This is a genomic window from Stenotrophomonas acidaminiphila, from assembly GCF_014109845.1.
GTDB classification, from domain to species: Bacteria; Pseudomonadota; Gammaproteobacteria; order Xanthomonadales; family Xanthomonadaceae; genus Stenotrophomonas; species Stenotrophomonas acidaminiphila.
On sequence record NZ_CP043567.1, the window covers coordinates 1,663,145 to 1,688,359 of the forward strand.

A 25,215-nucleotide genomic window follows, 5' to 3' on the forward strand; every position below is an offset into this window, starting at 1 on the left:
ACCATGACGAAGAAGTATTCGTTGGGCTTCGTGGGCCGCAAGGCCGGCATGAGCCGCGTTTTCACCGAGGACGGCCAGTCCATCCCGGTGACCCTGATCGAAGCCACCCCGAACCGCATCGCGCAGGTCAAGACCGTCGAAACCGACGGCTACAGCGCCGTGCAGGTGACCGTCGGCGCCCGTCGCGCCGCCCTGGTGAACAAGCCGGAAGCCGGCCACTTCGCCAAGGCCAAGGTCGAAGCCGGCCGTGGCCTGTGGGAATTCCGCGTCGAGGACGCCCAGATCGGCGATTACGCCGTCGGTGGCGAAGTCAAGGCGGACATCTTTGCCGTTGGCCAGAAGGTCGACGTCCAGGGTGTCACCAAGGGCAAGGGCTTCCAGGGCACCATCAAGCGCTACAACTTCACCATGGGCGACGCCACCCACGGTAACTCGCTGTCGCATCGCGCGCCGGGTTCGTTGGGCCAGCGCCAGACCCCGGGTCGCGTTTTCCCGGGCAAGAAGATGGCCGGCCACATGGGTGCCGTGCAGCAGAGCACGCAGAACCTGGAAGTGGTCAAGGTCGACGTCGAGCGTGGTCTGATTGCCGTCCGTGGTGCCGTTCCGGGTGCTGCCGGTGGCGACGTGATCGTGCGTCCGGCGAGCAAGGCATAAGGAGAGATGACGATGGAACTCGTTATCACGGGTAGCAACAACAAGGTCTCGGTCTCCGAAGCCGTGTTCGGTCGCGATTTCAGCGAAGATCTGGTCCACCAGGTCGTCGTTGCCTACCGCAACGCCGCTCGCGCCGGTACCAAGGCACAGAAGACGCGCTCTGAAGTGGCCGGCACCACCAAGAAGTCGAAGAAGCAGAAGGGTGGTGGCGCTCGCCACGGTGCCCTGACCGCTCCGATCTTCGTCGGCGGTGGCGTCACGTTCGCGGCCAAGCCGCGCAGCTTCGAGCAGAAGGTCAACCGCAAGCAGTATCGCGCCGCCATGTGCGCCATCCTGTCCGAGCTGAACCGCCAGGGCCGCCTGACCATCGTCGAGTCCTTCGACGTGGACGCGACCAGCACCAAGGGTCTGATCGGCAAGCTGGCTGGCCTGGAAGTGGGCAAGCGTCCGCTGATCGTCACCGAAGAGGCTTCCGAGCATCTGTACCTGTCGGCCCGCAACCTGCCCTACGTGCAGGTGCGTGACGTCCAGGGTCTGGATCCGGTCGCTCTGGTCGGTGCCGACACGGTCGTCATCACCGCCGACGCGGTCAAGAAGGTCGAGGAGTGGCTGGCATGAGCAGCAACGAAAAAATCTTCAGCGTGCTGCGCGCTCCGCGAGTCTCCGAAAAGACCGCGCGCCTGCAGGAACTCTCCAACCAGTACGTCTTCGAAGTCTCGAACGAAGCAACCAAGGCCGATGTGAAGGCCGCGGTCGAGCAGCTGTTCGACGTCAAGGTCGAGGCCGTCAACGTGGTCAACGTCAAGGGCAAGAGCAAGTCCTTCCGTAACCGCGCTGGCCGCCGCGGCGATTGGCGCAAGGCGTACGTGCGCCTGGCCGATGGCCAGTCCATCGATGTAACGGCCAAGGCCTGAGGTACATCCCATGCCATTGATGAAATTCAAGCCCACCTCCGCAGGCCGCCGCTCGGCCCTGCGCGTGGTCACGCCCGATCTGCACAAGGGTGCGCCGCACGCTGCGCTGGTGGAGTCGCAGAGCAAGTCCGGTGGTCGCAACCACCACGGCCGCATCACCACCCGTCACGTTGGTGGTGGCCACAAGCAGCACTACCGCATCATCGACTTCAAGCGCAACAAGGAAGGCATTCCGGCGCGCGTGGAACGCATCGAATACGATCCGAACCGCACCGCCCACATCGCCCTGCTGTGCTACGTCGACGGTGAGCGCCGCTACATCATCGCCCCGAAGGGCCTGAAGGCGGGTGACCAGGTCATCTCCGGTGCGCATGCGCCGATCAAGACCGGCAACACCCTGCCGCTGCGCAACATCCCGGTCGGTACCACCATCCACGGCATCGAGCTGAAGCCGGGCAAGGGCGCCCAGATCGCCCGTGCCGCCGGTGCTTCGGTGCAGCTGGTGGCTCGTGAAGGCATCTACGCCACCCTGCGCCTGCGCTCGGGTGAAATGCGCAAGGTGCCGGTCGAGTGCCGCGCCACCATCGGCGAAGTCGGCAACGACGAGCACAACCTGGAGAAGCTGGGCAAGGCCGGCGCCAAGCGTTGGCGCGGTGTCCGCCCGACCGTCCGCGGTGCCGCCATGAACCCGGTGGACCACCCGCACGGTGGTGGTGAGGCCAAGGCCGGCCAGGGTAACCCGCATCCGGTCACCCCGTGGGGTGTCCCGACCAAGGGCTACAAGACGCGCCATAACAAGCGCACCCAGCAGTTCATCGTCCGCGATCGTAGGGGCTAATCGACCATGGCACGTTCACTCAAGAAGGGCCCGTTCGTCGATCACCACCTCGTCAAGAAGGTGGAGGCCGCTGCGGGCAGCAAGAAGCCGATCAAGACTTGGTCGCGCCGTTCGATGATCCTGCCGGAAATGGTAGGCGTCACCATCGCCGTGCATAACGGCAAGAACCACGTACCGGTTCTCGTCAACGAGAACATGGTCGGCCACAAGCTCGGCGAATTCGCCATCACCCGGACCTTCAAGGGTCATGGTGCTGACAAGAAGTCGGGCAAGTAAGGAGAGATGACGATGGAAGCGAAAGCAATCCTGCGCACCGCGCGCATCTCCCCGCAGAAGGCCCGTCTGGTCGCTGACCAGGTGCGCGGCCTTCCGGCCGAGCGTGCGGTCAATCTGCTGAAGTTCTCGGACAAGAAGGCTGCCGCCCTCATCAAGAAGGTGGTGGAGTCGGCCATCGCGAACGCCGAGAACAACCAGGGCGCCGACGTCGATGAGCTGAAGGTCAAGACCATCATGGTTGATGAAGGTCCGAGCCTGAAGCGCTTCATGGCCCGCGCCAAGGGCCGCGGCACGCGCATTCTCAAGCGCACCAGCCACATCACCGTGGTCGTGGGCGAGGGCAAATAACGATGGGTCACAAAGTTCATCCGATTGGTATCCGCCTGGGCATCGCCAAGGACTGGAACTCCAAGTGGTACGCCAACAAGGCCGAGTTCGCCAGCTACCTGGCGGCCGACCTGAAGGTCCGCGAGATGCTTCGCAAGAAGCTGGCGCAGGCCGGTATCTCCAAGATCCTGATCGAGCGTCCGGCCAAGACCGCGCGCGTGACGATCCACACCGCCCGTCCGGGCGTGGTGATCGGCAAGCGTGGTGAGGACATCGAGAAGCTGCGCAAGGAAGTGAGCGAAGTGATGGGCGTCCCGGCGCACATCAACGTCACCGAAGTGCGCAAGCCGGAGCTGGACGCGCAGCTGGTCGCCGAGTCGATCGCGCAGCAGCTGGAGCGTCGCATCATGTTCCGCCGCGCGATGAAGCGTGCGGTCGGCAACGCGATGCGCCTGGGTGCCCTGGGCATCAAGGTCAACGTGGCTGGCCGCTTGAACGGCGCTGAAATCGCCCGTTCGGAGTGGTACCGCGAAGGCCGCGTGCCGCTGCACACCCTGCGCGCCGACATCGACTACGGTTTCGCTGAGGCCAGCACCACCTACGGCATCATCGGCATCAAGGTCTGGATCTACAAGGGCGAGGTCTTCGATTTCTCCCAGGTTGGCCAGGAAAAGCAGGACGACAGCCCGCGCAGCGATCGCAACGATCGTGGCGACCGTCCGTCGCGCCCGGCTCGTGAAGCGAGGTAACGGCAATGTTGCAACCCAAGCGAACCAAATACCGCAAGATGTTCAAGGGCCGCAACGACGGCCTGAGCTGGAGCGCCAATGCCGTCAGCTTCGGTGAGTACGGCCTGAAGGCCACCGCTCACGGCCAGCTGACCGCGCGCCAGATCGAAGCGGCCCGTCGTTCGATCAGCCGTTACGTCAAGCGTGGCGGCAAGATGTGGATCCGCGTTTTCCCGGACAAGCCCATCACCAAGAAGCCCATCGAAGTCCGAATGGGTGCCGGTAAGGGTGGCGTGGAGTACTGGGTCGCCCAGATCCAGCCGGGCCGCATGATCTATGAAATCGAGGGTGTTTCCGAGGAAGTGGCACGCGAGGCGTTCCGCCTGGCATCGGCCAAGCTCTCGGTCACCACCACTTTCGTGACCCGGACGGTGCGCTGATGGACATCAAACAACTCCGCGAGAAGTCGGCTGACGAACTCAAGGCCCACCTGGGCGACCTGCGCAAGGAGCAGTTCTCGCTCCGCATGCAGGCCGCCACCGGCCAGCTGCCGAAGACCCACGAAACCCGCCGGGTGCGCCGCGAGATCGCTCGCGTCAAGCACCTGATCGGCAGCACGAAGTAAGGATGGCTGCGATGAGCGAAAATACTGAAAGCAAGACGCTGCGCACGGTCGAAGGCCGTGTGGTCAGCAACAAGATGGACAAGACGGTCACCGTGTTGGTGGAGCGCCAGGTCAAGCACGCCCTGTACGGCAAGTACATCAAGCGCTCGACCAAGCTGCACGCTCACGACGCCGAGAACACCTGCAACGAAGGTGATTTCGTGCGTGTGACCGAGATTGCGCCGCTGTCCAAGACCAAGAACTGGCGGGTGGTGGAAGTCATCACCCGCGCAGCGAAATAAGGAGCCTGAATCATGATTCAGATGCAGAGCTACCTCGACGTCGCTGACAACTCCGGTGCCAAGGAAGTGATGTGCATCAAGGTGTTGGGCGGCTCGAAGCGCCGTTATGCCCACATCGGCGACATCATCAAGGTCACCGTGAAGGACGCGATTCCGCGCGGCAAGGTCAAGAAGGGCGAAGTGTACGACGCCGTCGTGGTGCGTACCCGCAAGGGTGTGCGTCGCGCCGACGGTTCGCTGATCCGTTTCGACGGCAACGCCGCGGTCCTGCTGAACAACAAGCAGGAGCCGATCGGCACCCGTATCTTCGGGCCGGTGACCCGTGAACTTCGTTCCGAGAAGTTCATGAAGATCGTCTCGCTCGCTCCCGAAGTGCTGTGAGCGACAGGAGATAATCATGGCTAACCGTATCAAGAAGGGCGACCAGGTCGTCGTCAACACCGGCAAGGACAAGGGCAAGCAGGGCGAAGTCGTCCGCGTCGACGGCGACCGCGTGGTCGTCGCCAACGTGAACATCGTCAAGCGCCACACCAAGCCGAACCCGCAGGCAGGCGTTGCCGGCGGCGTGGTCGAGCGTGAAGCTTCGATCCATATCTCCAACGTCAATGTCCTGAACCCGGCTTCGGGCAAGGGCGAGCGCGTTGGCTTCAAGGTGCTGGAGGATGGACGCAAACTGCGTGTGTTCCGCTCCAGCGGTGAGGCGATTGACGCCTGAGGAATGAGCTGATGACTTCCCGTCTCGAAAAAATCTACAAGGAAGAAGTGGTGCCGGCGCTGATGAAGCAGTTCGGTTACACCAATCCGATGGAAGTGCCGAAGCTGGTCAAGATCACCGTCAACATGGGCGTCGGCGAAGCCGCGACCAACAAGAAGGTGCTCGAGAACGCCGTGGCCGACATGACCAAGATCACCGGCCAGAAGCCGGTGGTCACCAAGTCGCGCGTCTCGGTGGCCTCGTTCAAGATCCGCGATGGCTGGCCGATCGGTTGCAAGGTCACCCTGCGCCGCAACACCATGTTCGAATTCCTGGATCGCCTGATCAACATCTCGCTGCCGCGCGTGCGTGACTTCCGCGGCGTGTCGGGTCGTTCGTTCGACGGTCGCGGCAACTACAACATGGGTGTGAAGGAACAGATCATCTTCCCGGAAATCGACTTCGACGCCGTCGACGCGATCCGCGGCATGGATATCGCCATCACCACCACCGCCAAGACCGATGCGGAAGCGAAGGCGCTGCTGGCAGCGTTCAAGTTCCCGTTCCGTAACTGATCCGTCGAGGAAACCGAAATGGCAAAGACCTCCATGGTCAACCGCGACATCAAGCGGGAAAAGCTGGCCAAGAAGTACGCCGACAAGCGTGCTGCTCTGAAGAAGATCGTGTCCTCGGTGGACGCGAGCTACGAAGAGAAGATCGAAGCCGCGGCCAAGCTGTCCAAGCTGCCGCGCGATTCGTCGCCGAGCCGCCAGCGCAACCGCTGCGAACTGTCGGGCCGCCCGCGTGGCGTGTACCGCAAGTTCGGCCTGGGCCGCAACAAGCTGCGTGAAGCCACCATGCGTGGCGACGTGCCGGGCCTGCGCAAGGCCAGCTGGTAAGAAACCCCCGCGCCGGGCCGCAAGGTCCGGCCGGTGGGCCGGCAGGGCAACCAGCCGGCAAGACAGGGAGTCCGACGCAAGTCGGACTTTTTGTCGTATACTCCCGCGTCTTGCCCGGCCAGAAGTGCGGGTGACGTTGGAAAAGGGCCCCGGCCCATCCCGGGAAAACTCGAGATTTTCGCGAAAGCGGATATCGGTGCACTCAAAGGTATACACATGAGCATGACTGATCCCATCGCCGACCTGCTGGTCCGCATCAAGAATGCGGCCGCGGTTGGCAAGCAGACGGTGAAAGCGCCGTCGTCCAAGATCAAGGTGGCGATTGCCCAGGTCCTGAAGGACGAGGGTTACATCACCGACCTGCGCGTCAACCAGCTGGACAACAACAAGTCCGAGCTGGAAATCGTCCTGAAGTACTTCGAGGGCAAGCCGGTCATCGCGACCCTGAAGCGCTATTCGCGTTCGGGCCTGCGCCAGTACCGTGGCAAGAGCGAGCTGCCGAAGGTCCTCAACGGCCTGGGCATTGCCATCATTTCCACCTCCAAGGGCATCATGACTGATGCGCAGGCGCGCCAGCAGGGCGTCGGCGGCGAAGTCCTGTGCTTCGTGGCCTAAGCGAGAAGGAGTAGAACATGTCCCGCGTAGCCAAGAAGCCGATCAACCTGCCCAAGGGCGTTGAACTGAACATCCAGCCGGAATCCGTGAGCGTGAAGGGCCCGAAGGGCACCCTGTCGCTGAACAAGGCCGCTGGCGTTGAAATCACCATCGACAATGGCGTCGTCACGCTGAATCCGAAGGACATCTCCTTCGACGCGCTGACCGGCACCGTGCGTTCGATCCTGGCCAACATGGTCAAGGGCGTGTCCGAAGGCTTCGAGAAGAAGCTGGAGCTGGTGGGCGTGGGTTACCGCGCTGCCATGCAGGGCAAGGACCTGAACCTGTCGCTGGGCTTCTCGCACCCCGTCGTGTTCGTGGCGCCGGAAGGCATCACCCTGGCCACCCCGACGCAGACGGAAATCGTCGTGCAGGGCGCGGACAAGCAGGTGGTCGGTGAAGTCGCCGCCAAGATCCGTGGCTACCGTCCGCCGGAGCCCTACAAGGGCAAGGGTGTGAAGTACGCCGGTGAGAACATCATTCGCAAGGAAGCCAAGAAGGCCTAATTCCTAGGTTTTCAGCTTTCGAGGATAAAGATCATGAACAAGAACATCGCTCGCCTGCGTCGCGCCAAGTCGACCCGTTCGCACATCCGCACCCTGGGCGTGCCGCGCCTGTCGGTGCTGCGTACCGGCCAGCACCTGTACGCGCAGGTCTTCACCGCCGACGGCTCGAAGGTGCTGGCTGCCGCCAACACCACCCAGGCCGACGTCAAGGACGGTCTGAAGAACGGCAAGAACGCCGACGCCGCCGCCAAGGTGGGCCGCATCGTTGCCGAGCGCGCCAAGGCCGCCGGCGTCGAGAAGGTCGCCTTCGATCGTTCGGGCTACCGCTACCACGGCCGCATCAAGGCCCTGGCGGACGCCGCGCGCGAGGCCGGCCTGCAGTTCTAAGGGAATGGGGCAGGGGCCTTGTCGGCTCCTGCCCGCCCGCTCGCCGGCCTGAGCGAGGCCGGACGGCGCCGTTCTTCTGCAGCGGCCCACCGGAACAACGCGTCATTCCACAACCATAAGCGGCCCCGAGCCGTACATACCCAACAACCAAGGAATCAACATGGCAGAAGAACGTCAGCAGCGGGGTCGCGACCGCGACCGCAACCGCGAAGAGAAGATCGACGACGGCATGATCGAGAAGCTGGTCGCGGTCAACCGCGTCAGCAAGACCGTCAAGGGTGGTCGCCAGTTCACCTTCACCGCCCTGACCGTGGTCGGCGACGGCGAAGGCAAGGTCGGTTTCGGCTATGGCAAGGCGCGCGAAGTGCCGGTCGCCATCCAGAAGTCGATGGAGCAGGCCCGCAAGAACCTGGTCAACGTCGACCTGAACAACGGCACTCTGTGGCATCCGGTCAAGGACGGCCACGGTGCGGCCCGCGTGTTCATGCAGCCCGCCTCGGAAGGTACCGGCGTGATCGCCGGCGGTGCCATGCGCGCCGTCCTGGAAGCGGTTGGCGTGAAGAACGTGCTGGCCAAGGCCACCGGTTCGCGCAACCCGATCAACCTGGTCCGCGCCACCGTGAAGGGCCTGGCCGGCATGCAGTCGCCGGCGCGCATCGCGGCCAAGCGTGGCAAGAAGGTGGAGGAACTCAACCATGGCTAATGAGTCCAACAAGACCGTGAAGGTGCGCCTGGTGCGCGGCCTGCGTGGAACCCAGTCGCGTCACCGCCTGTCGGTGCGTGCCCTGGGCCTGAACAAGCTCAACGATGTGCGTGAACTGAAGGACAGCCCGCAGGTTCGCGGCCTGATCAACAAGGTTCAGTACCTCGTCCAGGTTGAGGAGTAATCGACCATGACTCTGCGTCTCAATGAACTGAGCCCGGCTCCGGGCGCCCGCACCGAGCGCACCCGCGTCGGTCGTGGTATCGGCTCGGGCCTGGGCAAGACCGCCGGCCGCGGCCACAAGGGTTCGTTCGCCCGCAAGGGTGGCGGCAAGATCAAGGCTGGCTTCGAAGGCGGCCAGACCCCCATGCAGCGTCGTCTGCCGAAGATCGGCTTCCGTTCGCCGATCGCCAAGGACACCGCTGAAGTGCTGCTGTACCAGCTGGACAAGCTGCCGGCCGGCGAGATCGATTTCGCCGCCCTGCGTGCCGCCAAGCTGGTTCCGAGCACCGCCAAGAAGGCCAAGATCGTCGTCAAGGGCGACGTGACCAAGGCGTTCACCCTGAAGGGCGTCGCCGCCACGGCCGGTGCCAAGGCCGCGATCGAAGCTGCCGGCGGCAGCGTACAGGAGTAACTGGAACATGGCGCAAGCTGGCATCGGTAACCTCGCGGGCGGAATGGGCAAGTTCACTGAACTTCGCCAGCGTCTTCTGTTCGTAGTCGGGGCATTGCTCGTCTATCGCATCGGCTGCTACGTGCCGGTGCCGGGCGTCAATCCCGATGCCATGCTTGCGCTGATGCAGGCGCAGGGCGGCGGTATCGTGGACATGTTCAACATGTTCTCGGGCGGCGCCCTGCACCGTTTCAGCATCTTCGCGTTGAACGTGATGCCGTACATCTCGGCATCGATCGTGATGCAGCTGGCGGTCCACATCTTCCCCGCGCTCAAGGCGATGCAGAAGGAAGGCGAGTCGGGCCGTCGCAAGATCACCCAGTATTCGCGCATCGGCGCGGTGCTCCTGGCCATCGTGCAGGGCGGCAGCATCGCCCTGGCGCTGCAGAACCAGGTGTCGCCGGGCGGCGCGCCGGTCGTCTACGCGCCGGGCATGGGCTTCGTGCTCACCGCCGTGGTCGCGCTGACTGCCGGCACCATCTTCCTGATGTGGGTCGGCGAGCAGGTCACCGAGCGCGGTATCGGCAACGGTGTCTCGCTGATCATCTTCGCCGGCATCGTCGCCGGCCTGCCGGCAGCGGTCATCCACACGCTGGATGCCTACCGTGACGGCAACATGAGCTTCATCTCGCTGCTGCTGATCGTCATCGTGGTGCTGGCGTTCACCTATTTCGTGGTGTTCGTCGAGCGCGGCCAGCGTCGCATCACGGTCAACTACGCACGGCGCCAGGGTGGCCGCAATGCGTACATGAACCAGACCTCGTTCCTGCCGCTGAAGCTGAACATGGCGGGCGTGATCCCGGCGATCTTCGCCTCCAGCATCCTGGCCTTCCCGGCGACGCTGGCGATGTGGTCCGGCCAGGCCAGCTCCGCGACCTGGCTGCAGAAGGTGGCCAACGCGCTGGGTCCGGGCGAGCCGCTGCACATGATCGTGTTCGCCGCGCTGATCACCGGTTTCGCGTTCTTCTATACCGCGCTGGTGTTCAACTCGCAGGAAACCGCCGACAACCTGAAGAAGTCGGGCGCGCTGATCCCGGGTATCCGTCCGGGCAAGGCCACCGCCGAGTACATCGACGCGGTGCTGACCCGCCTGACCGCGGCCGGCTCGCTGTACCTGGTGATCGTGTGCCTGCTGCCGGAGCTGATGCGCACCCAGCTCAATGCCTCGTTCTACTTCGGCGGTACCTCGCTGCTGATCGTGGTGGTGGTGGTGATGGACTTCATCGCCCAGGTGCAGGCGCACCTGATGTCGCACCAGTACGAGAGCCTGCTGAAGAAGGCCAACCTGAAGGGTGGCAACCGCGGCGGTTTTGCACGCGGCTGATTCCCCCGTTATACTTTCCGCTTCATAGCGAGAAGGCCGCCCTGGTTCCCCGGGCGGGCCTTCCAGACAGAAGGGCGGCCCCCGCAGCGGTCTCGGGTGGGGGTGCGATGTGGTAGTTCCGCGCGGGAGTAGCGCGGGCGGCCTGGAGAGAAATCTCCCTGCCAGGCACATCCGGCGCCGGAGCATGGGCACACTCCCCACGCCGGGCTCATGGAACCTTGTGTTCCACGGGCTTCCAAGCAAACCGGGACCTTGTTAGAATCGCTAGTTCACTTTTTTGATCCATCCTGCCGGAATGGCGCGCCACGCGGTGCGCATTCGGCCATCACTCAGCTGGAGAACCGCGTCATGGCGCGTATTGCAGGCGTCAACCTGCCAGCCCAGAAGCATGTCTGGGTCGGGTTGCAAAGCATTTACGGCATCGGCCGTACCCGCTCGAAGAAGGTCTGCGAAGCCGCAGGCGTTACTTCGACCACCAAGATCCGCGACCTGTCGGAGCCGGAAATCGACCGTCTGCGCCTCGAAGTGGGCAAGTACATCGTCGAAGGCGACCTGCGTCGTGAAGTCGGCATCGCCATCAAGCGCCTGATGGACCTGGGCTGCTACCGCGGCCTGCGTCACCGTCGCGGCCTGCCGCTGCGTGGTCAGCGCACCAAGACCAACGCACGCACCCGCAAGGGTCCGCGCAAGGCGCTTAAGAAGTAAGGGACCTAGAAAATGGCTAAGCCCGCTGCTGCTAAGACCAAGAAGAAGATCAAGCGCGTCATCACCGACGGCGTCGCCCACGTCCACGCTTCTTTCAACAACACCATCGTGACCATCACCGACCGCCAGGGCAATGCACTGTCCTGGGCGACCTCCGGTGGTGCCGGCTTCCGCGGTTCGCGCAAGTCGACCCCGTTCGCTGCGCAGGTCGCCGCCGAGAAGGCCGGCAAGGCCGCGCTGGACTACGGCGTGAAGTCGCTGGAAGTCCGCATCAAGGGTCCGGGTCCGGGCCGTGAGTCGGCCGTGCGTTCGTTGAACAACGTCGGCTACAAGATCACCAACATCATCGACGTGACGCCGATCCCGCACAACGGGTGCCGTCCGCCGAAGAAGCGTCGCGTCTAAAGGAGCGATAAGAAATGGCTCGTTATATCGGTCCTACCTGTAAGCTCGCCCGTCGCGAAGGCGCCGACCTGTCGCTGAAGAGCCCGGCCCGTGCGCTGGACTCCAAGTGCAAGCTGGAGCAGAAGCCCGGCCAGCACGGCGCCACCGCCCGCAAGGGCAAGCTGTCCGACTACGCCACCCAGCTGCGCGAGAAGCAGAAGGTCAAGCGCATCTACGGCCTGCTGGAGCGCCAGTTCCGCAATTACTACAAGAAGGCCTCGACCAAGAAGGGCAACACCGGCGAGAACCTGCTGCAGCTGCTGGAAACCCGTCTGGACAACGTCGTCTACCGCATGGGCTTCGCCGTGACCCGTCCGGCCGCGCGCCAGCTGGTCTCGCACCGCGGCGTCACCGTGAACGGCAAGTCGGTCAACCTGGCCTCGTACCAGGTCAAGGCCGGCGACGCGATCGCCCTGTCGGAAAAGGCTGCCAAGCAGCTGCGTGTCCAGGAAGCCCTGACCATCGCCGAACAGCATGACCTGAGCCCGTCGTGGGTGGAAGTCGATTCGAAGAAGTTCAGCGGCGTGTTCAAGGCCGTGCCGGATCGCGCCGACCTGCCGGCGGACATCAACGAAGCGCTGATCGTCGAGCTGTACTCGAAGTAATTCACATTGGAGAACCCCCGGCGACGGCCGGGGGTTCACTAGGAGAACCCGCAACATGACGGTTACCGCCAACCAGGTTCTGCGTCCCCGCGGTCCGCAGATCGAACGCCTTACCGACACCCGCGCCAAGGTCGTTATCGAGCCCTTGGAGCGGGGTTACGGGCATACGCTGGGCAATGCCCTGCGTCGCGTGCTGCTGTCGTCCATCCCGGGCTTCGCCATCACGGAAGTCGAGATCGACGGCGTGCTGCATGAGTACACCACGGTCGAAGGGCTGCAGGAGGACGTGCTCGAAGTCCTGCTCAACCTGAAGGACGTGGCCATCCGCATGCATTCCGGTGACAGTGCCACCATCTCCCTGTCCAAGCAGGGTCCGGGTGTGGTGACTGCCGCCGACATCAAGGTCGACCACAACGTCGAAGTCCTCAACGGCGAGCAGATCATCTGCAACCTGACCAAGGACACGGCGATCAACATGCGCCTGAAGGTCGAGCGTGGCTTCGGCTACCAGCCGGCGGCTTCGCGTCGTCGTCCGGACGAAGAAACCCGTGCCATCGGCCGCCTGGTCCTGGACGCCTCGTTCTCGCCGGTCCGCCGCGTCGCCTACGCCGTGGAAGCGGCCCGCGTCGAACAGCGCACCGACCTGGACAAGCTGGTCATCGATATCGAAACCAACGGCACGATCGATGCCGAGGAAGCCGTCCGCACCGCGGCCGACATCCTCAGCGATCAGCTCTCGGTGTTCGGTGACTTCACCCACCGCGACCGCGGTGCGGCCAAGCCGGCCAACAACGGCGTGGATCCGGTGCTGCTGCGCCCGATCGACGACCTGGAGCTGACCGTCCGTTCGGCCAACTGCCTGAAGGCCGAGAGCATCTACTACATCGGCGATCTGATCCAGAAGACCGAAGTGGAGCTGCTCAAGACCCCGAACCTCGGCAAGAAGTCGCTGACCGAGATCAAGGAAGTGCTGGCCCAGCGTGGCCTGTCGCTCGGCATGAAGCTGGAGAACTGGCCGCCGGCCGGCGTCTCCGCCCACGGCATGCTGGGCTGAGCAATCCCTGCTTCCCCGCATGGGCAACCATGCGGGGAGCGGCAGCACGCAGTACCCGCGCCGATGGCTTGAAAGCCACGGTGCCGGTCGTCCAGGGAACAGGGCGACCAGGACCACCCGCAGTCCACAGCCGCAACGCCAGGAAGGCGACAACGAAGTCCAACGAACCATCATTGACCAAGGAATAGACCCATGCGCCACCAGAAGTCGGGCCGCAAGTTCAACCGCACCAGCGCCCACCGCGAAGCGATGTTCAAGAACATGGCCGCCTCGCTGTTCAAGCACGAGCTGATCAAGACCACCCTGCCGAAGGCCAAGGAACTGCGCCGCGTCGCCGAGCCGCTGATCACCCTGGCCAAGGTCGACTCCGTCGCCAACCGCCGCCTGGCTTTCGCCCGCCTGCGTGACAAGGAAGCCGTCGGCAACCTGTTCACCGTGCTGGGCCCACGCTACGCCAGCCGTCCGGGCGGCTACCTGCGCCTGCTGAAGTGCGGCTTCCGTGCCGGCGACAACGCGCCGATGGCCTACGTCGAGCTGGTGGACCGTCCGGCCGCCGTTGCCGAGGAAGTGGCCGAGTAATCGCGCCTTCCGCAACGAGCCTGAAACGAAAAGCCCGGCCTCGCCCGGGCTTTTCGCTTTTCCGGAGTCCGTACGCTGCGGCGCGTGGCTGGCCGGGCGCACTGTCCGGACGCATGGACGTCGGGGCCGCTACCGTTCGCTGCGACCCGGGTGCGATCGATGCGCAGTGCATGGGCATGGCGCGGTCCGGCAGCCGCATGGCGTCGAGCATCGGCGATACGGTCCGCGTGGTGGATGCTGTCGCGCGGCTGCCGGCCTGTTACGCTTGTTGGATCATTGATCCGGAACGACACGATGAATCCTTTGCGGTGGAGCTTCCGCGCGCAGTGCCTGCTGGGCTTCCTGGCCTGTGCGGGTCTTCTTGCGTTCGCCATCTGGATGCAGCTGGAGATGGGCCTGGAGCCCTGTCCGCTGTGCATTTTCCAGCGCATCGCCTTCGCCGCGGTGGGCCTGGCGTTCCTGTTGGGCGCGCTGCACGGGCCGTCCGCCCGTACTGGCCGCAGCGCATACGGCGTGCTGGCGTTCATCGCCGCGGCGGTGGGCGCCGGCATTGCCGGGCGCCACGTGTACGTGCAACTGCTGCCGAAGGACCTGGGCAGCAGCTGCGGCCCGCCGTTGAGTTTCCTCAGCGAGACCATGGGCCCGTTCGAGGTGTTCCGTACCGTGCTTACCGGTACCGGCGACTGCGGCAACATCGACTGGACCTTCCTCGGCCTGAGCATGCCGATGTGGAGCCTGGTGTGGTTCGCGCTGCTGGGTGCGTGGGCGCTGTATGCCGGCCTGCGCGCGCGCCGGACACGCCTGTTCTGAGTCCCTTTGCTTTTCCGCTGTATCCCCCTGCTATCGCTACGGTAATCGCATGAACCTGTCCCCGTCCTTGTCCCCGGCCGCCACCGCATCGCACTGGGCGCCGGACAGCTGGCGCGGGCGCCCGGCGCTGCAGATGCCGACCTACCCCGATCCGCAGGCGCTGGAGGCGGCGCTGGCACAGCTGCGGCAGCTGCCGCCGCTGGTGACCTCGTGGGAGATCCTGGCACTCAAGCAGCAGCTGGCCGAGGCGCAGGAAGGCGAACGTTTCCTGCTGCAGGGTGGCGACTGTGCGGAAAACTTCGCCGACTGCGAATCCGGCACGATCTCCAACCGACTCAAGGTCCTGCTGCAGATGAGCCTGGTGCTGGTGCACGGGCTGCGCAAGCCGGTGATCCGGGTAGGGCGCTTTGCCGGCCAGTACGCCAAGCCGCGTTCGGCCGACACCGAGACCCGCGACGGGGTGACCCTGCCCAGCTACCGGGGCGACGTGATCAATGCGCCGGAGTTCACCGAGGCGGCGCGGGTACCCGATCCGCAGCGGATGATCGTCGCCCATTCGCGTTCGGCGCTGACGATGAATTTCGTGCGTGCCCTGATCGATGGCGGCTTCGCCGACCTGCACCATCCCGAGTACTGGAACATGAGCTGGGTCGGGTGTTCGCCGCTGGCGGCCGAGTACCAGAAGATGGTCGGTTCCATCGGCGATGCGGTGCGCTTCATGGAGACGCTGTCCGGTGCCCGGGTGCACAACCTCAACCGGGTCGATTTCTATACGTCGCACGAGGCGTTGCTGCTGCCCTACGAGCAGGCGCTGACCCGGCAGGTGCCGCGCCAGCACGGCTGGTTCAACCTGAGCACGCACTACCCGTGGATCGGCATGCGAACCGCGGCACTGGAGGGCGCGCACGTGGAGTATCTGCGCGGTGTGCGCAACCCGATCGCGATCAAGGTGGGGCCGGCGGTGCAGCCGGACCAGCTGCTGCGCCTGATCGACGTGCTCAATCCCGACGACGAGCCGGGCCGCCTGAGCTTCATCCATCGCATGGGCGCGACGCAGATCGCCGACAGGCTGCCACCGCTGCTGGGCGCGGTGAAGCGCGATGGCCGCCGCGTGCTGTGGGTCTGCGATGCGATGCACGGCAATACCGAGAGCACCAGCAACGGCTACAAGACCCGTCGCTTCGACAACGTCCTGGCCGAGGTCGAGGCGTCGTTCGACCTGCATGCGGCGGCCGGCACGCGCCTGGGTGGCGTGCACCTGGAGCTGACCGGCGAGGACGTGACCGAGTGCACCGGTGGCGCGCGCGAACTGACCGACCGCGATCTGGAGCGCGCGTACCGCTCGACGGTCGACCCGCGGCTGAACTACGAGCAGTCGCTGGAAATCGCGATGGCGATCGTGCGCAAGCGGCAGCAGGGGCCCGACGCGTCCTGAGGCGGGCATGGCGTATCGGTCGCTGCGCGCGACCCTGCGGGCAGCCACCGTGGCGACAACGGGTGAGGGCGGCGGCAAGCGCCGCGCCTGCGGCATGACATCGCGACCATGATGCCTGGCGCATCAGGTGCGGCACCTCCTTTCGTATCCCCGGAGGACGCGCAGCACCGGCCTGCGGGGGACCGCGTTCCTGTGGCTGGACTGCCGTATCCCGGTTGCGGCGGTACGCGCCGAACTGGAGCGCATCTGCAGGAGTCGCCGTTGTCGGACGGCCGGGTCTGCGTGACCCGGGTGAGCGAGGCGGGCGGGCAGGTCATGCAGGTCATGCAGGTGCGGCCGCTCGCGAGCACCCGCAACTCCGGCGATGCCCTCGACCTGCGCTGCGTCGTTGCGCGGGCGCATGATCGGATTCCTGGCGCGCGGGCATGCGGCCGCGCTGCCGCGGCCGCCGCGTGGGGGAGCCCGCGAACATCCGTTCACCGGGTGCGGAGGACGGTGCGCCGGCGTAGGCGGCATTGCCGCCGCGGTCGTCAACGGGTCTGCGCGGTGTCCACGAAGGTCGGTGGCCTGCGCGCCCGGGTCAGTTGCTCGTAGGCGTGCCCCAGTTCCAGCAGGCGCGGTTCGCTCCAGGCGGTGCCCATGAACAGCAGCCCCAGCGGCAGGCCGCCGGCATGGCCCATGGGCACGCTCAGGCTCGGGTAGCCGGCGACCGCGGCGGCACCGTAGCTGCCGCCGGGGTAGGCGTCGCCCTGGCCGGGCGTGGTGCGCCAGGCGGCACCGGTGGTGGGTGCCACCAGCGCATCGAGGCGGTCGGCGTGCAGTGCGGCGTCGATGCCCTCGGGGCCGGCAAGCCGGCGGGCGTTGCCGCGCGCAGCGATATAGGCCGGGTCCTTGAGCGTGCCGGACTGTTCGGCCTCCAGCAGTAATTCCTGGCCGAACAGGTGCAGTTCCTGCGAGGCGTTGGCCTGGTTGAACGCGATCAGGGTGGCGAGCGAATCCACCGGCGTCCGCCATTGCTGGAAGTACCGGTTCAGTCCGCTCTTGAATTCATACAGCAGCACCGTCTGCTCGTGCTTTTCCCATGCGCCTTCGCCGGGCAGGGTGGTTTCCACGACGGTGGCGCCGGCGGCGCGCATCGCCGCCACCGCCTGGTCGAGCACCGGCTTGATCTCCGCGCGTTCGGCGAGCGCGTTGCGCAACACGCCGATGCGCGCGCCGCGCAGGGCGTCGGGGCGCAGGCGGCTGCCGTAGTCGTATACGGCGCGCCCGGGCATCGCCGCGGTGGCGGGATCGGATTCGTCGCGGCCGGCGATCGCTTCGAGCAGCAGTGCGGCATCGGCGACGCTGCGGGTCATCGGTCCGGCGGTGTCCTGGCTGAAGGAGATCGGGATGATGCCGTCGCGGCTGACCAGGCCCACGGTGGGCTTGAGCCCGACGATGCCGTTGACCGCGGCCGGGCAGACGATGCTGCCGTCGGTTTCGGTGCCGATGGCGGCCACCGCCAGGTTGGCGGAGATGGCCACGGCGCTGCCGGAACTGGAGCCGCAGGGGTTGTGGTCGAGCGCGTACGGGTTGCGGGTCTGCCCGCCCGCCGCGCTCCAGCCGGAGGTTGAACCGGAGGAGCGGAAATTGGCCCACTCGCTCAGGTTGGTCTTGCCCAGGATCACCGCGCCGGCATCGCGCAGGCGCTGCACCAGGAAGGCGTCGCGGCGCGGGCGGAACGTCTTCAGCGCCAGCGAGCCGGCGGTGTTGTGCATGGGCGTGGCGCCGATGTTGTCCTTGAGCAGGACCGGCATGCCGTGCAGCGGGCCGCGGATGCGCCCGGCCCTGCGCTCGGCATCGCGCTGCGCCGCCTCACGGCGCGCGGCCGGGTTGAGCTCGATCACCGAGCGCAGCGCGGGCCCGGCACGGTCGAGCTGCGCGATGCGCCGCAGATAGGCGTCGGTGAGGGTGACGCTGTCGAGCTCGCCGGCGGTCATCCGCGCCTGCAGTTCGGCGATGCCCGCTTCCTGGTAGGGGAAGGGCGGCTCGCCGGCCGGGGTGTCGCTGGCGCTGCCATTGCAGGCGCTGCACAGCGCCGCCGCCAGCAGGGACAGGAGCAGTCGGGAACAGGTGTGGAAGGCGCGCATGCCGCGCAGGCTATCGGGCCGGCCTGGCCTTGGCAAACCAGCGTGCCGCGGTGCGGATTTCCGGCGTCCCGCGGCTCAGCGCGCGGTCGCTGGCCGGCGCTTGCCGATGTCCCGGGCCAGCACCCAGACCACGACGAGGTTGACGGCCAGCAGCAGCCACGAGGCCCAGCCGGGGTGGCGGATGATGGCGTACACGTCCAGCGGCAGGTACAGCGCGGCGGAGATGCAGCCCAGCCACGAGGCCCAGGCCCGGGCGCGCCACAGGCCCCAGGCTTCCAGCGATCGGAGCAGGCCGTAGGCGACCAGCGCGAGGGCGCCGACATGCACGGTGTCGGGCGTGATCATGTCCAGCAGCGTCGAGGACGAGCCGTGTTCGGGATCGCCGCCGACGTGCCGGATCAGGGTGTTGACGAAGGTGCGGAGGGGGGCGGGCCCGGAGAACTCCAGGCCCGCGGCGGCCAGAAAGGCCAATGCGGCCTTGACCGCTTCCAGCAGTGCGATGGCGGCAAGTCCCGGATGCGCATGCGGATCCGGGTTGTAGGGCTTGCGCGCGGACAAGTCGATCAGCCGGCGCGGGAGGCGCGCTTGCGATCGCTTTCGGTCAGGAACTTCTTGCGCAGGCGGATTTCCTTGGGGGTGATTTCCACCAGCTCGTCGTCATCGATGAAGTCCAGGGCCTGCTCCAGCGAGAACTTGATGGCCGGGGTCAGCTGGATCGCGTCGTCCTTGCCCGAAGCGCGCATGTTGGTCAGCGGCTTGGTCTTGATCGCGTTGACCGTCAGATCGTTGTCCTTGGAGTGGATGCCGATCAGCTGGCCTTCGTACACGTTGTCGCCTTCGGCGGCGAACAGCTTGCCGCGTTCCTGCAGCGGGCCCAGCGAGTAGGCCGGCGTGGCGCCCGCGGCGTTGGCGATCATCACGCCGTTCAGGCGCTTGGCGATGGCGCCCTGTTCCTTCGGGCCGTAATGGTCGAACACGTGGAACAGCAGGCCCGAGCCCTGGGTCAGCGTCTTGAACTCGTTCTGGAAGCCGATCAGGCCGCGCGCCGGGATCTTGAAGTCCAGGCGCACGCGGCCCTTGCCGTCCGATTCCATGTTCTCCAGCAGGGCCTTGCGGGTGCCCAGCTTCTCCATCACGCCGCCCTGGTGCTGCTCTTCGATGTCCACCACCAGCTGCTCGATCGGCTCCATCAGCTGGCCGTCGATTTCCTTGATGATGACTTCCGGACGCGACACGGCCAGTTCATAGCCTTCGCGGCGCATGGTTTCGATCAGCACCGACAGGTGCAGCTCGCCGCGGCCGGAGACCAGGAACTTGTCGGCGTCTTCCAGCTGCTCGACCTTCAGCGCCACGTTGTGCACGGTCTCGCGTTCCAGGCGCTCCTTGAGCTGGCGGCTGGTCAGGAACTTGCCGCCGGACAGGTCCTTGTTGCCGGCGAACGGCGAGTTGTTGACCTGGAAGGTCATCGAGATGGTCGGCTCGTCCACGGTCAGGGCCGGCAGCGCCTCCGGGGTGTCCAGCGCGCAGACGGTGTCGGAGATGGTCAGCTCCTGGATGCCGGAGATGGCCACGATGTCGCCGGCCTGGGCCTCCTCGACCTCGATGCGCTCCAGGCCCATGAAGCCCAGCACCTGCAGGATCTTGCCCTGGCGCTTCTTGCCTTCGCGGTCGACGATGCTGACCGGCATGTTCTTCCTGACCTTGCCGCGCTGGATGCGGCCGATGCCGATCACGCCGACGAAGTTGTTGTAGTCCAGCTGGCTGATGCGCATCTGGAACGGGCCTTCGGCCTCGACTTCCGGCGCCGGCACGTACTTCATGATCGCTTCGTACAGCGGGGTCATGTCGCCGTCGCGCACGGTGTCTTCCATGCCGGCGTAGCCGTTCAGGCCCGAGGCGTAGACGATCGGGAAGTCCAGCTGCTCATTGGTGGCGCCGAGCTTGTCGAACAGGTCGAACACCTGGTCGATCACCCATTCCGGGCGCGCGCCCGGGCGGTCGACCTTGTTGACCACGACGATCGGCTTGAAGCCCATCGCGAAGGCCTTCTGGGTGACGAAGCGGGTCTGCGGCATCGGGCCGTCCATCGCGTCGACCAGCAGCAGCACCGAGTCGACCATCGACAGCACGCGCTCCACTTCGCCGCCGAAGTCGGCGTGCCCGGGGGTGTCGACGATGTTGATGCGGTTGCCGCGCCAGTTGATGGCGGTGTTCTTGGCCAGGATGGTGATGCCGCGTTCCTTTTCCTGGTCGTTGCTGTCCATCACGCGCTCTGCCAGCACCGTGCGCTCGGACAGGGTGCCAGACTGCTTCAGCAACTGGTCGACGAGGGTGGTCTTGCCATGGTCGACGTGGGCGACGATGGCGATGTTGCGAAGGTTTTCGATGGACATGCGAAAGACGGCCAGCCGGTGCCGTGAATGGGGAAAAGAAGTCCAACATTATACGGGCATGCGGCCGATTCGCGAAAAGGGGCCGTGAAGGCCGCCGGGACGGGCGTTCAGCCGGCGGCGGGTGCGGTGAGGGCGGGGGACGTCGCCCGCCGGGGGCGGGTGTATCCTATGCGGTCTGCGATAGACGTCTTCTCCCACAAGGATTCCCATGTCCCTGACCGCCCATTTCGACACCTCCCGCGGCCTGATCAAGGTCGAGCTGTTCGCCGACAAGGCGCCGCTGACCGTGGCCAATTTCGTCAACCTGGCCCAGCGCGGGTTCTACGACGGCCTGAACTTCCACCGCGTGATCGCCGATTTCATGATCCAGGGCGGCTGCCCGGAAGGCTCCGGCCGCGGCGGCCCGGGCTACCGCTTCGAGGACGAGACCAACAACGGCGTGCGCCACGAGCGTGGCGTGCTGTCCATGGCCAATGCCGGCCCCAACACCAACGGCAGCCAGTTCTTCATCACCCACATCAAGACCGACTGGCTGGACGGCAAGCACACCGTGTTCGGCAAGGTGGTCGAAGGCTTGGACGTGGTCGACGCGGTCAAGCAGGGCGACCTGATCAACAAGATCACCATCGAGGGCGATGCCGACGCCGTGCTGGCCGCCCAGGCCGGGCGCGTGGCCGAGTGGAACAAGATCCTCGCCGCCTGATCCCCGTCCACGGCCACCGGCAACGGTGGCCGTTCGCGTGATGTGCACCGATTGCAGCCCCGCTTTCGCGGCCGCGGAGGCCGGGGCCGTCCCAAGACACCTTTCTTAGCAGAGGAAACCCCCATGAAAGCACCCGTACGTGTCGCCGTGACCGGCGCTGCCGGCAATATCGGCTACGCCCTGCTGTTCCGCATCGCCTCCGGCGAAATGCTGGGCAAGGACCAGCCGGTCATCCTGCAGCTGCTCGAGATCGACAATGAAAAGGCCCAGGCCGCGCTGAAGGGCGTGGTCATGGAACTGGAAGACTGCGCGTTCCCGCTGCTGGCCGGCGTGGTCACCACCGCCGACCCGCTGGTGGCGTTCAAGGACGTCGACGTGGCCCTGCTGGTCGGCGCCCGCCCGCGCGGCCCGGGCATGGAGCGCAAGGACCTGCTGCTGGAGAACGCCAAGATCTTCACCGTGCAGGGCAAGGCGCTCAATGCCGTGGCCAAGCGCGACGTGAAGGTGCTGGTGGTTGGCAACCCGGCCAACACCAACGCCTACATCGCCATGAAGTCGGCCCCGGACCTGGATCCGAAGAACTTCACCGCCATGCTGCGCCTGGACCACAACCGCGCCCTGAGCCAGCTGTCGGCCAAGACCGGCAAGGCCGTGGACAGCTTCGAGAAGTTCACGGTGTGGGGCAACCACAGCCCGACCATGTACCCGGACTACCGCTTCGCCACCACCGGCGGCGCCTCGGTGGCCGAGCTGATCAACGACCAGGAATGGAACGCCAACACCTTCATCCCGACCGTCGGCAAGCGTGGCGCGGCCATCATCGCCGCCCGTGGCCTGTCCTCCGCCGCCTCGGCCGCCAATGCCGCCATCGACCACGTGCATGACTGGGTGCTGGGCAGCAACGGCAAGTGGGTGACGATGGGCGTGCCGTCCGACGGCTCCTACGGCATTCCCGAGGGCGTGGTGTTCGGCTTCCCGGTGATCACCGAGAACGGCAAGTACACCATCGTCAAGGACCTGCCGATCGACGACTTCTCCAAGAAGTACATCGACATCACCCTGGCCGAGCTCGAGGAAGAGCGCGCCGGCGTGGCCGACCTGCTCTGATCGCAGCGGCCGGGCGACCGGGTCGACGGGGGGAAGCTTCGGCTTCCCCCTTTTTGTTGGAGGGGGTGCGGCGCGGTGTCCCGGGAGGGTGGCCGGCGGCATCCCCGGGGCGACGTGCAAAGGCGGAAACGGTGATCGGACTGCACTACATCGACGAGGCGTTGCTGGTGGCGGAGAAGCCCGCCGGCCTGCTCTCGGTACCCGGGCGCCTGCCGGAGAACCAGGACTGCCTGGTGGCACGCCTGCAGGCGTCGTTTCCCGACGTGCTGACCGTGCACCGGCTGGACCAGGTGACGTCGGGGCTGATGCTGTACGCACGCGGCAGGCAGGTGCAGGCGGCCCTGTCGATGCAGTTCGAGCAGCGGCGGGTGCACAAGCGCTACCAGGCGATGGTGGAAGGGCAGGTCGCGGGCGAGGCGGGCGAGATCGCGCTGCCGCTGATCTGCGACTGGCCGAACCGGCCCAGGCAGATGGTGGACCTTGAACGGGGCAAGCCGGCGCTGACCCGCTGGCGGGTGCTGGCGCGCGATGCGGGGCAGGCGTGGACCCGGGTGGAACTGGAACCGGTGACCGGGCGCAGCCACCAGTTGCGGCTGCACATGGCCAGTGCCGGCCATCCGATCGTCGGCGACGGCCTATACGGCGCCCGGCCCGCGCCGCGCGTACAGCTGCATGCGTGCCGGCTGGACTTCGTGCACCCGCTGAGCGGGGTGGGGATGGCGTTCGTTTCCCCCAGCCCGTTCTGAGCACGGCGCCGGTCCTGCAACGATGGTCGTACGACCATCGTCGCAGGGAGGCGGCGCACCCGTCCGGACTATGCTCGGCGCAGGCCAGCAGGTTCCGGAGGGTGACATGCAGTACGAGCAGACCTACCGCCGTTCCATCGACGCGCCGGAGGCATTCTGGGCCGAGGAGGCCAGGACGATCCATTGGCATAAGCCGCCGCAGCAGATCCTGGACTATTCCAATCCGCCGTTCCGGCGCTGGTTCGTCGGCGGCGAAACCAACCTCTGCTACAACGCGGTGGACCGGCACCTGGCCGAACGCGGCGACCAGCTCGCGCTGGTCGCCATTTCCACCGAGACCCAGGTCACCCGCGAGATCACCTACCGCGAACTGCATCGCGAGGTGAATGCCTTCGCCGCGGTGCTCAAGCTACTGGACGTCGGTCGCGGCGACCGCGTGGTGATCTACATGCCGAACATGGCCGAGGCGGTGTTCGCGATGCTGGCGTGCGCGCGCATCGGTGCGGTGCATTCGGTGGTGTTCGGCGGCTTCGCCGCGCACAACCTGGCGCTGCGCATCGACGATGCCAGGCCGAAGCTGCTGATCGCCGCCGACGCGGGCATGCGCGGCGGCAAGGTGATCCCCTACAAGCCCATGGTCGACGCGGCGTGCGCCGAGGCCGCCTCGCCGCCGCCGAAGGTGCTGGTCGTCTCGCGCGGCCTGGATGCGGCCATGCCCCGGATCGACGGCCGCGACGAGGACTACGCCGCGCTGCGCGCACAGGTGGGCGATACGCAGGTGCCGGTGGAATGGCTGGAGTCCAACGCGCCCAGCTACCTGCTGTATACCTCGGGCACCACCGGCAAACCGAAGGGCGTGCAGCGCGATGTCGGCGGCTACGCGGTGGCGATGGCGCTGTCGATGCGCACCGTGTTCGATTGCGCGCCGGGCCAGGTGATGTTCTCCACCTCCGATGTCGGCTGGGCGGTGGGGCATTCCTACAACGTGTACGGGCCGCTGATCGGCGGCTGCACGTCGCTGCTGTACGAAGGCCTGCCGACGAATCCGGATCCGGGCATCTGGTGGGCGCTGTGCGAGCAGTACGGGGTACGCACGATGTTCTCCTCGCCCACCGCGATCCGCGTGCTGAAAAAGCACGACGTGGACTTCATCCATCGCCACGACCTGTCCGGACTGAAGTACCTGTTCCTGGCCGGCGAACCGCTGGACGAGCCCACCGCGCAGTGGATCGGCGACGCGCTGCGCAAGCCGGTGATCGACAACTACTGGCAGACCGAGACCGGCTGGCCGGCGTTGACCCTGCTGCCGGGGCTGGAGATGAAGCCGGTGAAGTTCGGCTCGCCCGGCTTCCCCAACCTCGGCTACCGGATGAAGGTCATCGACGAGCGCACCGGGGCCGAAGTCGCGCCCGGGCAGAAAGGCGTGCTGGTGATCCAGCCGCCGCTGCCGCCGGGCTGCATGAGCACGGTGTGGAACGACGACGCGCGTTTCCTGAAGAGCTATTTCGGCCACTTCAAGGAGCTTCTGTACAGCTCGCTGGACTGGGCCATCCGCGACGCCGACGGCTACACCTTCATCCTCGGCCGCACCGACGACGTGATCAACGTGGCCGGTCACCGGCTGGGCACGCGCGAGATCGAGGAGGCCGTCAGCAGCCACCCGCGCGTGGCCGAGGCGGCGGTGGTCGGCATGCACGACGAGCTGAAGGGGCAGGTGCCGCTGGTGTTCGTCACCCTCAAGCGGGCGGCCGCCGCCGACGAGATCGCGGCGCTGTCGGCGGAGATGATGCAGCAGGTCACCGGCTCGCTCGGGGCGGTGGCGCGCCCGGCGCACGTGCATATCGTCAACGCGCTTCCCAAGACCCGTTCGGGTAAGCTGCTCCGGCGTTCGCTGCAGGCCCTGGCGGAGCGGCGCGACCCGGGTGACCTGTCGACGCTGGACGACCCGGGCGCACTGGAGGAAATCCGCCGCGTGCTGGGGACATAGCGCAGGCCGCTGGCGCGGCGATCGCAGGGGGCGGT

Annotated in this window: 35 protein-coding genes and 1 pseudogene; 33 read left to right on the forward strand and 3 right to left on the reverse strand. The window is 66.1% G+C overall.

What is annotated here, in order from left to right:
- The first annotated feature begins 3 nt into the window (after positions 1-3).
- From rplC to F0P95_RS17505, 29 genes and pseudogenes are all read left to right on the forward strand, one after another.
- The gene (rplC, locus tag F0P95_RS07520; RefSeq protein ID WP_054663304.1) at positions 4-654 is read left to right on the forward strand and encodes a 50S ribosomal protein L3; all 651 of its coding nucleotides are present in this window, start codon (positions 4-6) and stop codon (positions 652-654) included.
- 12 nt (positions 655-666) lie between these two features.
- Positions 667-1,272, forward strand: a complete 606-nt coding sequence (gene rplD, locus F0P95_RS07525; RefSeq protein ID WP_182336329.1) for a 50S ribosomal protein L4 — start codon at positions 667-669, stop codon at positions 1,270-1,272.
- On the forward strand, positions 1,269-1,568 hold the full coding sequence (gene rplW, locus F0P95_RS07530) for a 50S ribosomal protein L23 (protein WP_054663307.1): 300 nt from the start codon (positions 1,269-1,271) through the stop codon (positions 1,566-1,568). Before rplD ends, rplW begins: the two co-directional genes overlap by 4 nt.
- 10 nt (positions 1,569-1,578) lie before the next feature.
- Entirely contained in the window at positions 1,579-2,406 is an 828-nt protein-coding gene (gene rplB / locus F0P95_RS07535) for a 50S ribosomal protein L2 (protein ID WP_056931946.1), read from the forward strand.
- A 6-nt stretch (positions 2,407-2,412) separates the two neighbouring features.
- A complete protein-coding gene (gene rpsS, locus F0P95_RS07540; protein WP_055767489.1) occupies positions 2,413-2,682 on the forward strand; it encodes a 30S ribosomal protein S19 in 270 nt (89 codons plus the stop codon).
- 12 nt (positions 2,683-2,694) lie between these two features.
- On the forward strand, positions 2,695-3,030 hold the full coding sequence (gene rplV, locus F0P95_RS07545) for a 50S ribosomal protein L22 (RefSeq protein WP_054668596.1): 336 nt from the start codon (positions 2,695-2,697) through the stop codon (positions 3,028-3,030).
- A gap of 2 nt (positions 3,031-3,032) precedes the next feature.
- The gene (rpsC, locus tag F0P95_RS07550; RefSeq protein WP_182336330.1) at positions 3,033-3,758 is read left to right on the forward strand and encodes a 30S ribosomal protein S3; all 726 of its coding nucleotides are present in this window, start codon (positions 3,033-3,035) and stop codon (positions 3,756-3,758) included.
- 5 nt (positions 3,759-3,763) lie between these two features.
- The gene (gene rplP, locus F0P95_RS07555; protein ID WP_054663318.1) at positions 3,764-4,177 is read left to right on the forward strand and encodes a 50S ribosomal protein L16; all 414 of its coding nucleotides are present in this window, start codon (positions 3,764-3,766) and stop codon (positions 4,175-4,177) included.
- Positions 4,177-4,362, forward strand: coding sequence for a 50S ribosomal protein L29 (gene rpmC / locus F0P95_RS07560; protein ID WP_054663321.1), 186 nt, complete (start codon positions 4,177-4,179; stop codon positions 4,360-4,362). The genes rplP and rpmC overlap by 1 nt, the downstream gene beginning before the upstream one ends.
- Before the next feature lie 11 nt (positions 4,363-4,373).
- Positions 4,374-4,643: a 30S ribosomal protein S17 gene (rpsQ, locus tag F0P95_RS07565; protein ID WP_054663323.1), complete on the forward strand. Its 270-nt coding sequence runs from the start codon at positions 4,374-4,376 to the stop codon at positions 4,641-4,643.
- Positions 4,644-4,655: 12 nt separating this feature from the next.
- Positions 4,656-5,024, forward strand: a complete 369-nt coding sequence (gene rplN / locus F0P95_RS07570) for a 50S ribosomal protein L14 (RefSeq protein ID WP_003479595.1) — start codon at positions 4,656-4,658, stop codon at positions 5,022-5,024.
- A 16-nt stretch (positions 5,025-5,040) separates the two neighbouring features.
- Positions 5,041-5,358 (forward strand): 50S ribosomal protein L24, encoded by a 318-nt coding sequence (gene rplX, locus F0P95_RS07575; protein WP_054663326.1) that lies wholly within the window; start codon positions 5,041-5,043, stop codon positions 5,356-5,358.
- An 11-nt stretch (positions 5,359-5,369) separates the two neighbouring features.
- Positions 5,370-5,912, forward strand: a complete 543-nt coding sequence (gene rplE / locus F0P95_RS07580) for a 50S ribosomal protein L5 (RefSeq protein WP_054663329.1) — start codon at positions 5,370-5,372, stop codon at positions 5,910-5,912.
- An 18-nt stretch (positions 5,913-5,930) separates the two neighbouring features.
- Entirely contained in the window at positions 5,931-6,236 is a 306-nt protein-coding gene (gene rpsN / locus F0P95_RS07585) for a 30S ribosomal protein S14 (RefSeq protein ID WP_054663332.1), read from the forward strand.
- 216 nt (positions 6,237-6,452) lie between these two features.
- On the forward strand, positions 6,453-6,851 hold the full coding sequence (gene rpsH / locus F0P95_RS07590) for a 30S ribosomal protein S8 (RefSeq protein WP_054663335.1): 399 nt from the start codon (positions 6,453-6,455) through the stop codon (positions 6,849-6,851).
- Positions 6,852-6,868: 17 nt separating this feature from the next.
- Positions 6,869-7,396 carry a 50S ribosomal protein L6 gene (gene rplF / locus F0P95_RS07595; protein ID WP_054663337.1) on the forward strand — a complete coding sequence of 176 codons (528 nt, stop codon included), beginning with the start codon at positions 6,869-6,871 and terminating at the stop codon, positions 7,394-7,396.
- Positions 7,397-7,429: 33 nt separating this feature from the next.
- Complete coding sequence (gene rplR, locus F0P95_RS07600; protein ID WP_054663339.1) at positions 7,430-7,783, forward strand: 50S ribosomal protein L18; 354 nt, start codon at positions 7,430-7,432, stop codon at positions 7,781-7,783.
- A gap of 160 nt (positions 7,784-7,943) precedes the next feature.
- On the forward strand, positions 7,944-8,486 hold the full coding sequence (gene rpsE / locus F0P95_RS07605) for a 30S ribosomal protein S5 (protein WP_054663341.1): 543 nt from the start codon (positions 7,944-7,946) through the stop codon (positions 8,484-8,486).
- Positions 8,479-8,670, forward strand: a complete 192-nt coding sequence (rpmD, locus tag F0P95_RS07610) for a 50S ribosomal protein L30 (protein ID WP_005408214.1) — start codon at positions 8,479-8,481, stop codon at positions 8,668-8,670. The genes rpsE and rpmD overlap by 8 nt, the downstream gene beginning before the upstream one ends.
- Positions 8,671-8,676: 6 nt before the next feature.
- Positions 8,677-9,120 carry a 50S ribosomal protein L15 gene (gene rplO, locus F0P95_RS07615; RefSeq protein WP_056931945.1) on the forward strand — a complete coding sequence of 148 codons (444 nt, stop codon included), beginning with the start codon at positions 8,677-8,679 and terminating at the stop codon, positions 9,118-9,120.
- A 7-nt stretch (positions 9,121-9,127) separates the two neighbouring features.
- Positions 9,128-10,483, forward strand: a complete 1,356-nt coding sequence (secY, locus tag F0P95_RS07620) for a preprotein translocase subunit SecY (protein WP_054663347.1) — start codon at positions 9,128-9,130, stop codon at positions 10,481-10,483.
- Positions 10,484-10,831: 348 nt separating this feature from the next.
- Positions 10,832-11,188 (forward strand): 30S ribosomal protein S13, encoded by a 357-nt coding sequence (rpsM, locus tag F0P95_RS07625; protein ID WP_054663350.1) that lies wholly within the window; start codon positions 10,832-10,834, stop codon positions 11,186-11,188.
- A 12-nt stretch (positions 11,189-11,200) separates the two neighbouring features.
- Entirely contained in the window at positions 11,201-11,593 is a 393-nt protein-coding gene (gene rpsK / locus F0P95_RS07630) for a 30S ribosomal protein S11 (protein ID WP_054663352.1), read from the forward strand.
- 14 nt (positions 11,594-11,607) lie between these two features.
- The gene (gene rpsD, locus F0P95_RS07635) at positions 11,608-12,237 is read left to right on the forward strand and encodes a 30S ribosomal protein S4 (RefSeq protein ID WP_054663355.1); all 630 of its coding nucleotides are present in this window, start codon (positions 11,608-11,610) and stop codon (positions 12,235-12,237) included.
- A gap of 55 nt (positions 12,238-12,292) precedes the next feature.
- On the forward strand, positions 12,293-13,291 hold the full coding sequence (locus F0P95_RS07640; RefSeq protein WP_054663357.1) for a DNA-directed RNA polymerase subunit alpha: 999 nt from the start codon (positions 12,293-12,295) through the stop codon (positions 13,289-13,291).
- A 192-nt stretch (positions 13,292-13,483) separates the two neighbouring features.
- Entirely contained in the window at positions 13,484-13,870 is a 387-nt protein-coding gene (gene rplQ / locus F0P95_RS07645) for a 50S ribosomal protein L17 (protein WP_054663360.1), read from the forward strand.
- A 294-nt stretch (positions 13,871-14,164) separates the two neighbouring features.
- Entirely contained in the window at positions 14,165-14,680 is a 516-nt protein-coding gene (locus F0P95_RS07650; RefSeq protein ID WP_182336331.1) for a disulfide bond formation protein B, read from the forward strand.
- 49 nt (positions 14,681-14,729) lie between these two features.
- Positions 14,730-16,115, forward strand: a complete 1,386-nt coding sequence (locus tag F0P95_RS07655; protein ID WP_182336332.1) for a class II 3-deoxy-7-phosphoheptulonate synthase — start codon at positions 14,730-14,732, stop codon at positions 16,113-16,115.
- Between the two features lie 163 nt (positions 16,116-16,278).
- Positions 16,279-16,624 (forward strand): annotated as a pseudogene (locus F0P95_RS17505) (mechanosensitive ion channel family protein); the annotation flags it as partial.
- 21 nt (positions 16,625-16,645) lie between these two features.
- Here the strand turns inward: F0P95_RS17505 and F0P95_RS07660 are convergent.
- The 3 genes from F0P95_RS07660 to typA form a co-directional block, all read right to left on the reverse strand.
- A complete protein-coding gene (locus F0P95_RS07660) occupies positions 16,646-18,244 on the reverse strand; it encodes an amidase (protein WP_182336333.1) in 1,599 nt (532 codons plus the stop codon).
- Positions 18,245-18,319: 75 nt separating this feature from the next.
- Entirely contained in the window at positions 18,320-18,802 is a 483-nt protein-coding gene (locus F0P95_RS07665) for a DUF2127 domain-containing protein (RefSeq protein ID WP_182336334.1), read from the reverse strand.
- A 5-nt stretch (positions 18,803-18,807) separates the two neighbouring features.
- Positions 18,808-20,637: a translational GTPase TypA gene (typA, locus tag F0P95_RS07670; protein WP_054663375.1), complete on the reverse strand. Its 1,830-nt coding sequence runs from the start codon at positions 20,635-20,637 to the stop codon at positions 18,808-18,810.
- Positions 20,638-20,845: 208 nt separating this feature from the next.
- On the opposite strand from typA, the gene F0P95_RS07675 reads away from it, so the two are divergent.
- The 4 genes from F0P95_RS07675 to prpE all read left to right on the forward strand — a co-directional run bounded on the left by F0P95_RS07675 (position 20,846) and on the right by prpE (position 25,180).
- Positions 20,846-21,340, forward strand: a complete 495-nt coding sequence (locus F0P95_RS07675) for a peptidylprolyl isomerase (RefSeq protein ID WP_056931941.1) — start codon at positions 20,846-20,848, stop codon at positions 21,338-21,340.
- A gap of 123 nt (positions 21,341-21,463) precedes the next feature.
- Positions 21,464-22,447 (forward strand): malate dehydrogenase, encoded by a 984-nt coding sequence (locus F0P95_RS07680; RefSeq protein WP_161613304.1) that lies wholly within the window; start codon positions 21,464-21,466, stop codon positions 22,445-22,447.
- A gap of 131 nt (positions 22,448-22,578) precedes the next feature.
- Complete coding sequence (locus tag F0P95_RS07685) at positions 22,579-23,193, forward strand: RluA family pseudouridine synthase (protein ID WP_182336335.1); 615 nt, start codon at positions 22,579-22,581, stop codon at positions 23,191-23,193.
- A 106-nt stretch (positions 23,194-23,299) separates the two neighbouring features.
- On the forward strand, positions 23,300-25,180 hold the full coding sequence (gene prpE / locus F0P95_RS07690) for a propionate--CoA ligase (protein WP_182336336.1): 1,881 nt from the start codon (positions 23,300-23,302) through the stop codon (positions 25,178-25,180).
- The last annotated feature ends 35 nt before the right edge of the window (positions 25,181-25,215 follow it).

What these genes read in the sequence shown, in the direction of transcription:
- rplP (WP_054663318.1), top strand. Translation starts at nt 3,764, where the DNA reads ATGTTGCAACCCAAGCGAACCAAATACCGCAAGATGTTCAAGGGCCGC.
- rpsN (WP_054663332.1), top strand. Translation starts at nt 5,931, where the DNA reads ATGGCAAAGACCTCCATGGTCAACCGCGACATCAAGCGGGAAAAGCTG.
- rplC (WP_054663304.1), top strand. Translation starts at nt 4, where the DNA reads ATGACGAAGAAGTATTCGTTGGGCTTCGTGGGCCGCAAGGCCGGCATG.
- prpE (WP_182336336.1), top strand. Translation starts at nt 23,300, where the DNA reads ATGCAGTACGAGCAGACCTACCGCCGTTCCATCGACGCGCCGGAGGCA.
- rpmC (WP_054663321.1), top strand. Translation starts at nt 4,177, where the DNA reads ATGGACATCAAACAACTCCGCGAGAAGTCGGCTGACGAACTCAAGGCC.
- rplV (WP_054668596.1), top strand. Translation starts at nt 2,695, where the DNA reads ATGGAAGCGAAAGCAATCCTGCGCACCGCGCGCATCTCCCCGCAGAAG.
- F0P95_RS07650 (WP_182336331.1), top strand. Translation starts at nt 14,165, where the DNA reads ATGAATCCTTTGCGGTGGAGCTTCCGCGCGCAGTGCCTGCTGGGCTTC.
- F0P95_RS07640 (WP_054663357.1), top strand. Translation starts at nt 12,293, where the DNA reads ATGACGGTTACCGCCAACCAGGTTCTGCGTCCCCGCGGTCCGCAGATC.
- rplX (WP_054663326.1), top strand. Translation starts at nt 5,041, where the DNA reads ATGGCTAACCGTATCAAGAAGGGCGACCAGGTCGTCGTCAACACCGGC.
- rpsH (WP_054663335.1), top strand. Translation starts at nt 6,453, where the DNA reads ATGAGCATGACTGATCCCATCGCCGACCTGCTGGTCCGCATCAAGAAT.
- rpsM (WP_054663350.1), top strand. Translation starts at nt 10,832, where the DNA reads ATGGCGCGTATTGCAGGCGTCAACCTGCCAGCCCAGAAGCATGTCTGG.
- typA (WP_054663375.1), bottom strand. Translation starts at nt 20,637, where the DNA reads ATGTCCATCGAAAACCTTCGCAACATCGCCATCGTCGCCCACGTCGAC.
- F0P95_RS07660 (WP_182336333.1), bottom strand. Translation starts at nt 18,244, where the DNA reads ATGCGCGCCTTCCACACCTGTTCCCGACTGCTCCTGTCCCTGCTGGCG.
- F0P95_RS07655 (WP_182336332.1), top strand. Translation starts at nt 14,730, where the DNA reads ATGAACCTGTCCCCGTCCTTGTCCCCGGCCGCCACCGCATCGCACTGG.
- rpsS (WP_055767489.1), top strand. Translation starts at nt 2,413, where the DNA reads ATGGCACGTTCACTCAAGAAGGGCCCGTTCGTCGATCACCACCTCGTC.
- rplO (WP_056931945.1), top strand. Translation starts at nt 8,677, where the DNA reads ATGACTCTGCGTCTCAATGAACTGAGCCCGGCTCCGGGCGCCCGCACC.
- rplN (WP_003479595.1), top strand. Translation starts at nt 4,656, where the DNA reads ATGATTCAGATGCAGAGCTACCTCGACGTCGCTGACAACTCCGGTGCC.
- rpsE (WP_054663341.1), top strand. Translation starts at nt 7,944, where the DNA reads ATGGCAGAAGAACGTCAGCAGCGGGGTCGCGACCGCGACCGCAACCGC.
- rpsQ (WP_054663323.1), top strand. Translation starts at nt 4,374, where the DNA reads ATGAGCGAAAATACTGAAAGCAAGACGCTGCGCACGGTCGAAGGCCGT.
- rpsK (WP_054663352.1), top strand. Translation starts at nt 11,201, where the DNA reads ATGGCTAAGCCCGCTGCTGCTAAGACCAAGAAGAAGATCAAGCGCGTC.
- rplE (WP_054663329.1), top strand. Translation starts at nt 5,370, where the DNA reads ATGACTTCCCGTCTCGAAAAAATCTACAAGGAAGAAGTGGTGCCGGCG.
- rpsC (WP_182336330.1), top strand. Translation starts at nt 3,033, where the DNA reads ATGGGTCACAAAGTTCATCCGATTGGTATCCGCCTGGGCATCGCCAAG.
- rplW (WP_054663307.1), top strand. Translation starts at nt 1,269, where the DNA reads ATGAGCAGCAACGAAAAAATCTTCAGCGTGCTGCGCGCTCCGCGAGTC.
- rpmD (WP_005408214.1), top strand. Translation starts at nt 8,479, where the DNA reads ATGGCTAATGAGTCCAACAAGACCGTGAAGGTGCGCCTGGTGCGCGGC.
- F0P95_RS07680 (WP_161613304.1), top strand. Translation starts at nt 21,464, where the DNA reads ATGAAAGCACCCGTACGTGTCGCCGTGACCGGCGCTGCCGGCAATATC.
- rplF (WP_054663337.1), top strand. Translation starts at nt 6,869, where the DNA reads ATGTCCCGCGTAGCCAAGAAGCCGATCAACCTGCCCAAGGGCGTTGAA.
- rplD (WP_182336329.1), top strand. Translation starts at nt 667, where the DNA reads ATGGAACTCGTTATCACGGGTAGCAACAACAAGGTCTCGGTCTCCGAA.
- rplB (WP_056931946.1), top strand. Translation starts at nt 1,579, where the DNA reads ATGCCATTGATGAAATTCAAGCCCACCTCCGCAGGCCGCCGCTCGGCC.
- F0P95_RS07675 (WP_056931941.1), top strand. Translation starts at nt 20,846, where the DNA reads ATGTCCCTGACCGCCCATTTCGACACCTCCCGCGGCCTGATCAAGGTC.
- rplR (WP_054663339.1), top strand. Translation starts at nt 7,430, where the DNA reads ATGAACAAGAACATCGCTCGCCTGCGTCGCGCCAAGTCGACCCGTTCG.
- rplQ (WP_054663360.1), top strand. Translation starts at nt 13,484, where the DNA reads ATGCGCCACCAGAAGTCGGGCCGCAAGTTCAACCGCACCAGCGCCCAC.
- secY (WP_054663347.1), top strand. Translation starts at nt 9,128, where the DNA reads ATGGCGCAAGCTGGCATCGGTAACCTCGCGGGCGGAATGGGCAAGTTC.
- rpsD (WP_054663355.1), top strand. Translation starts at nt 11,608, where the DNA reads ATGGCTCGTTATATCGGTCCTACCTGTAAGCTCGCCCGTCGCGAAGGC.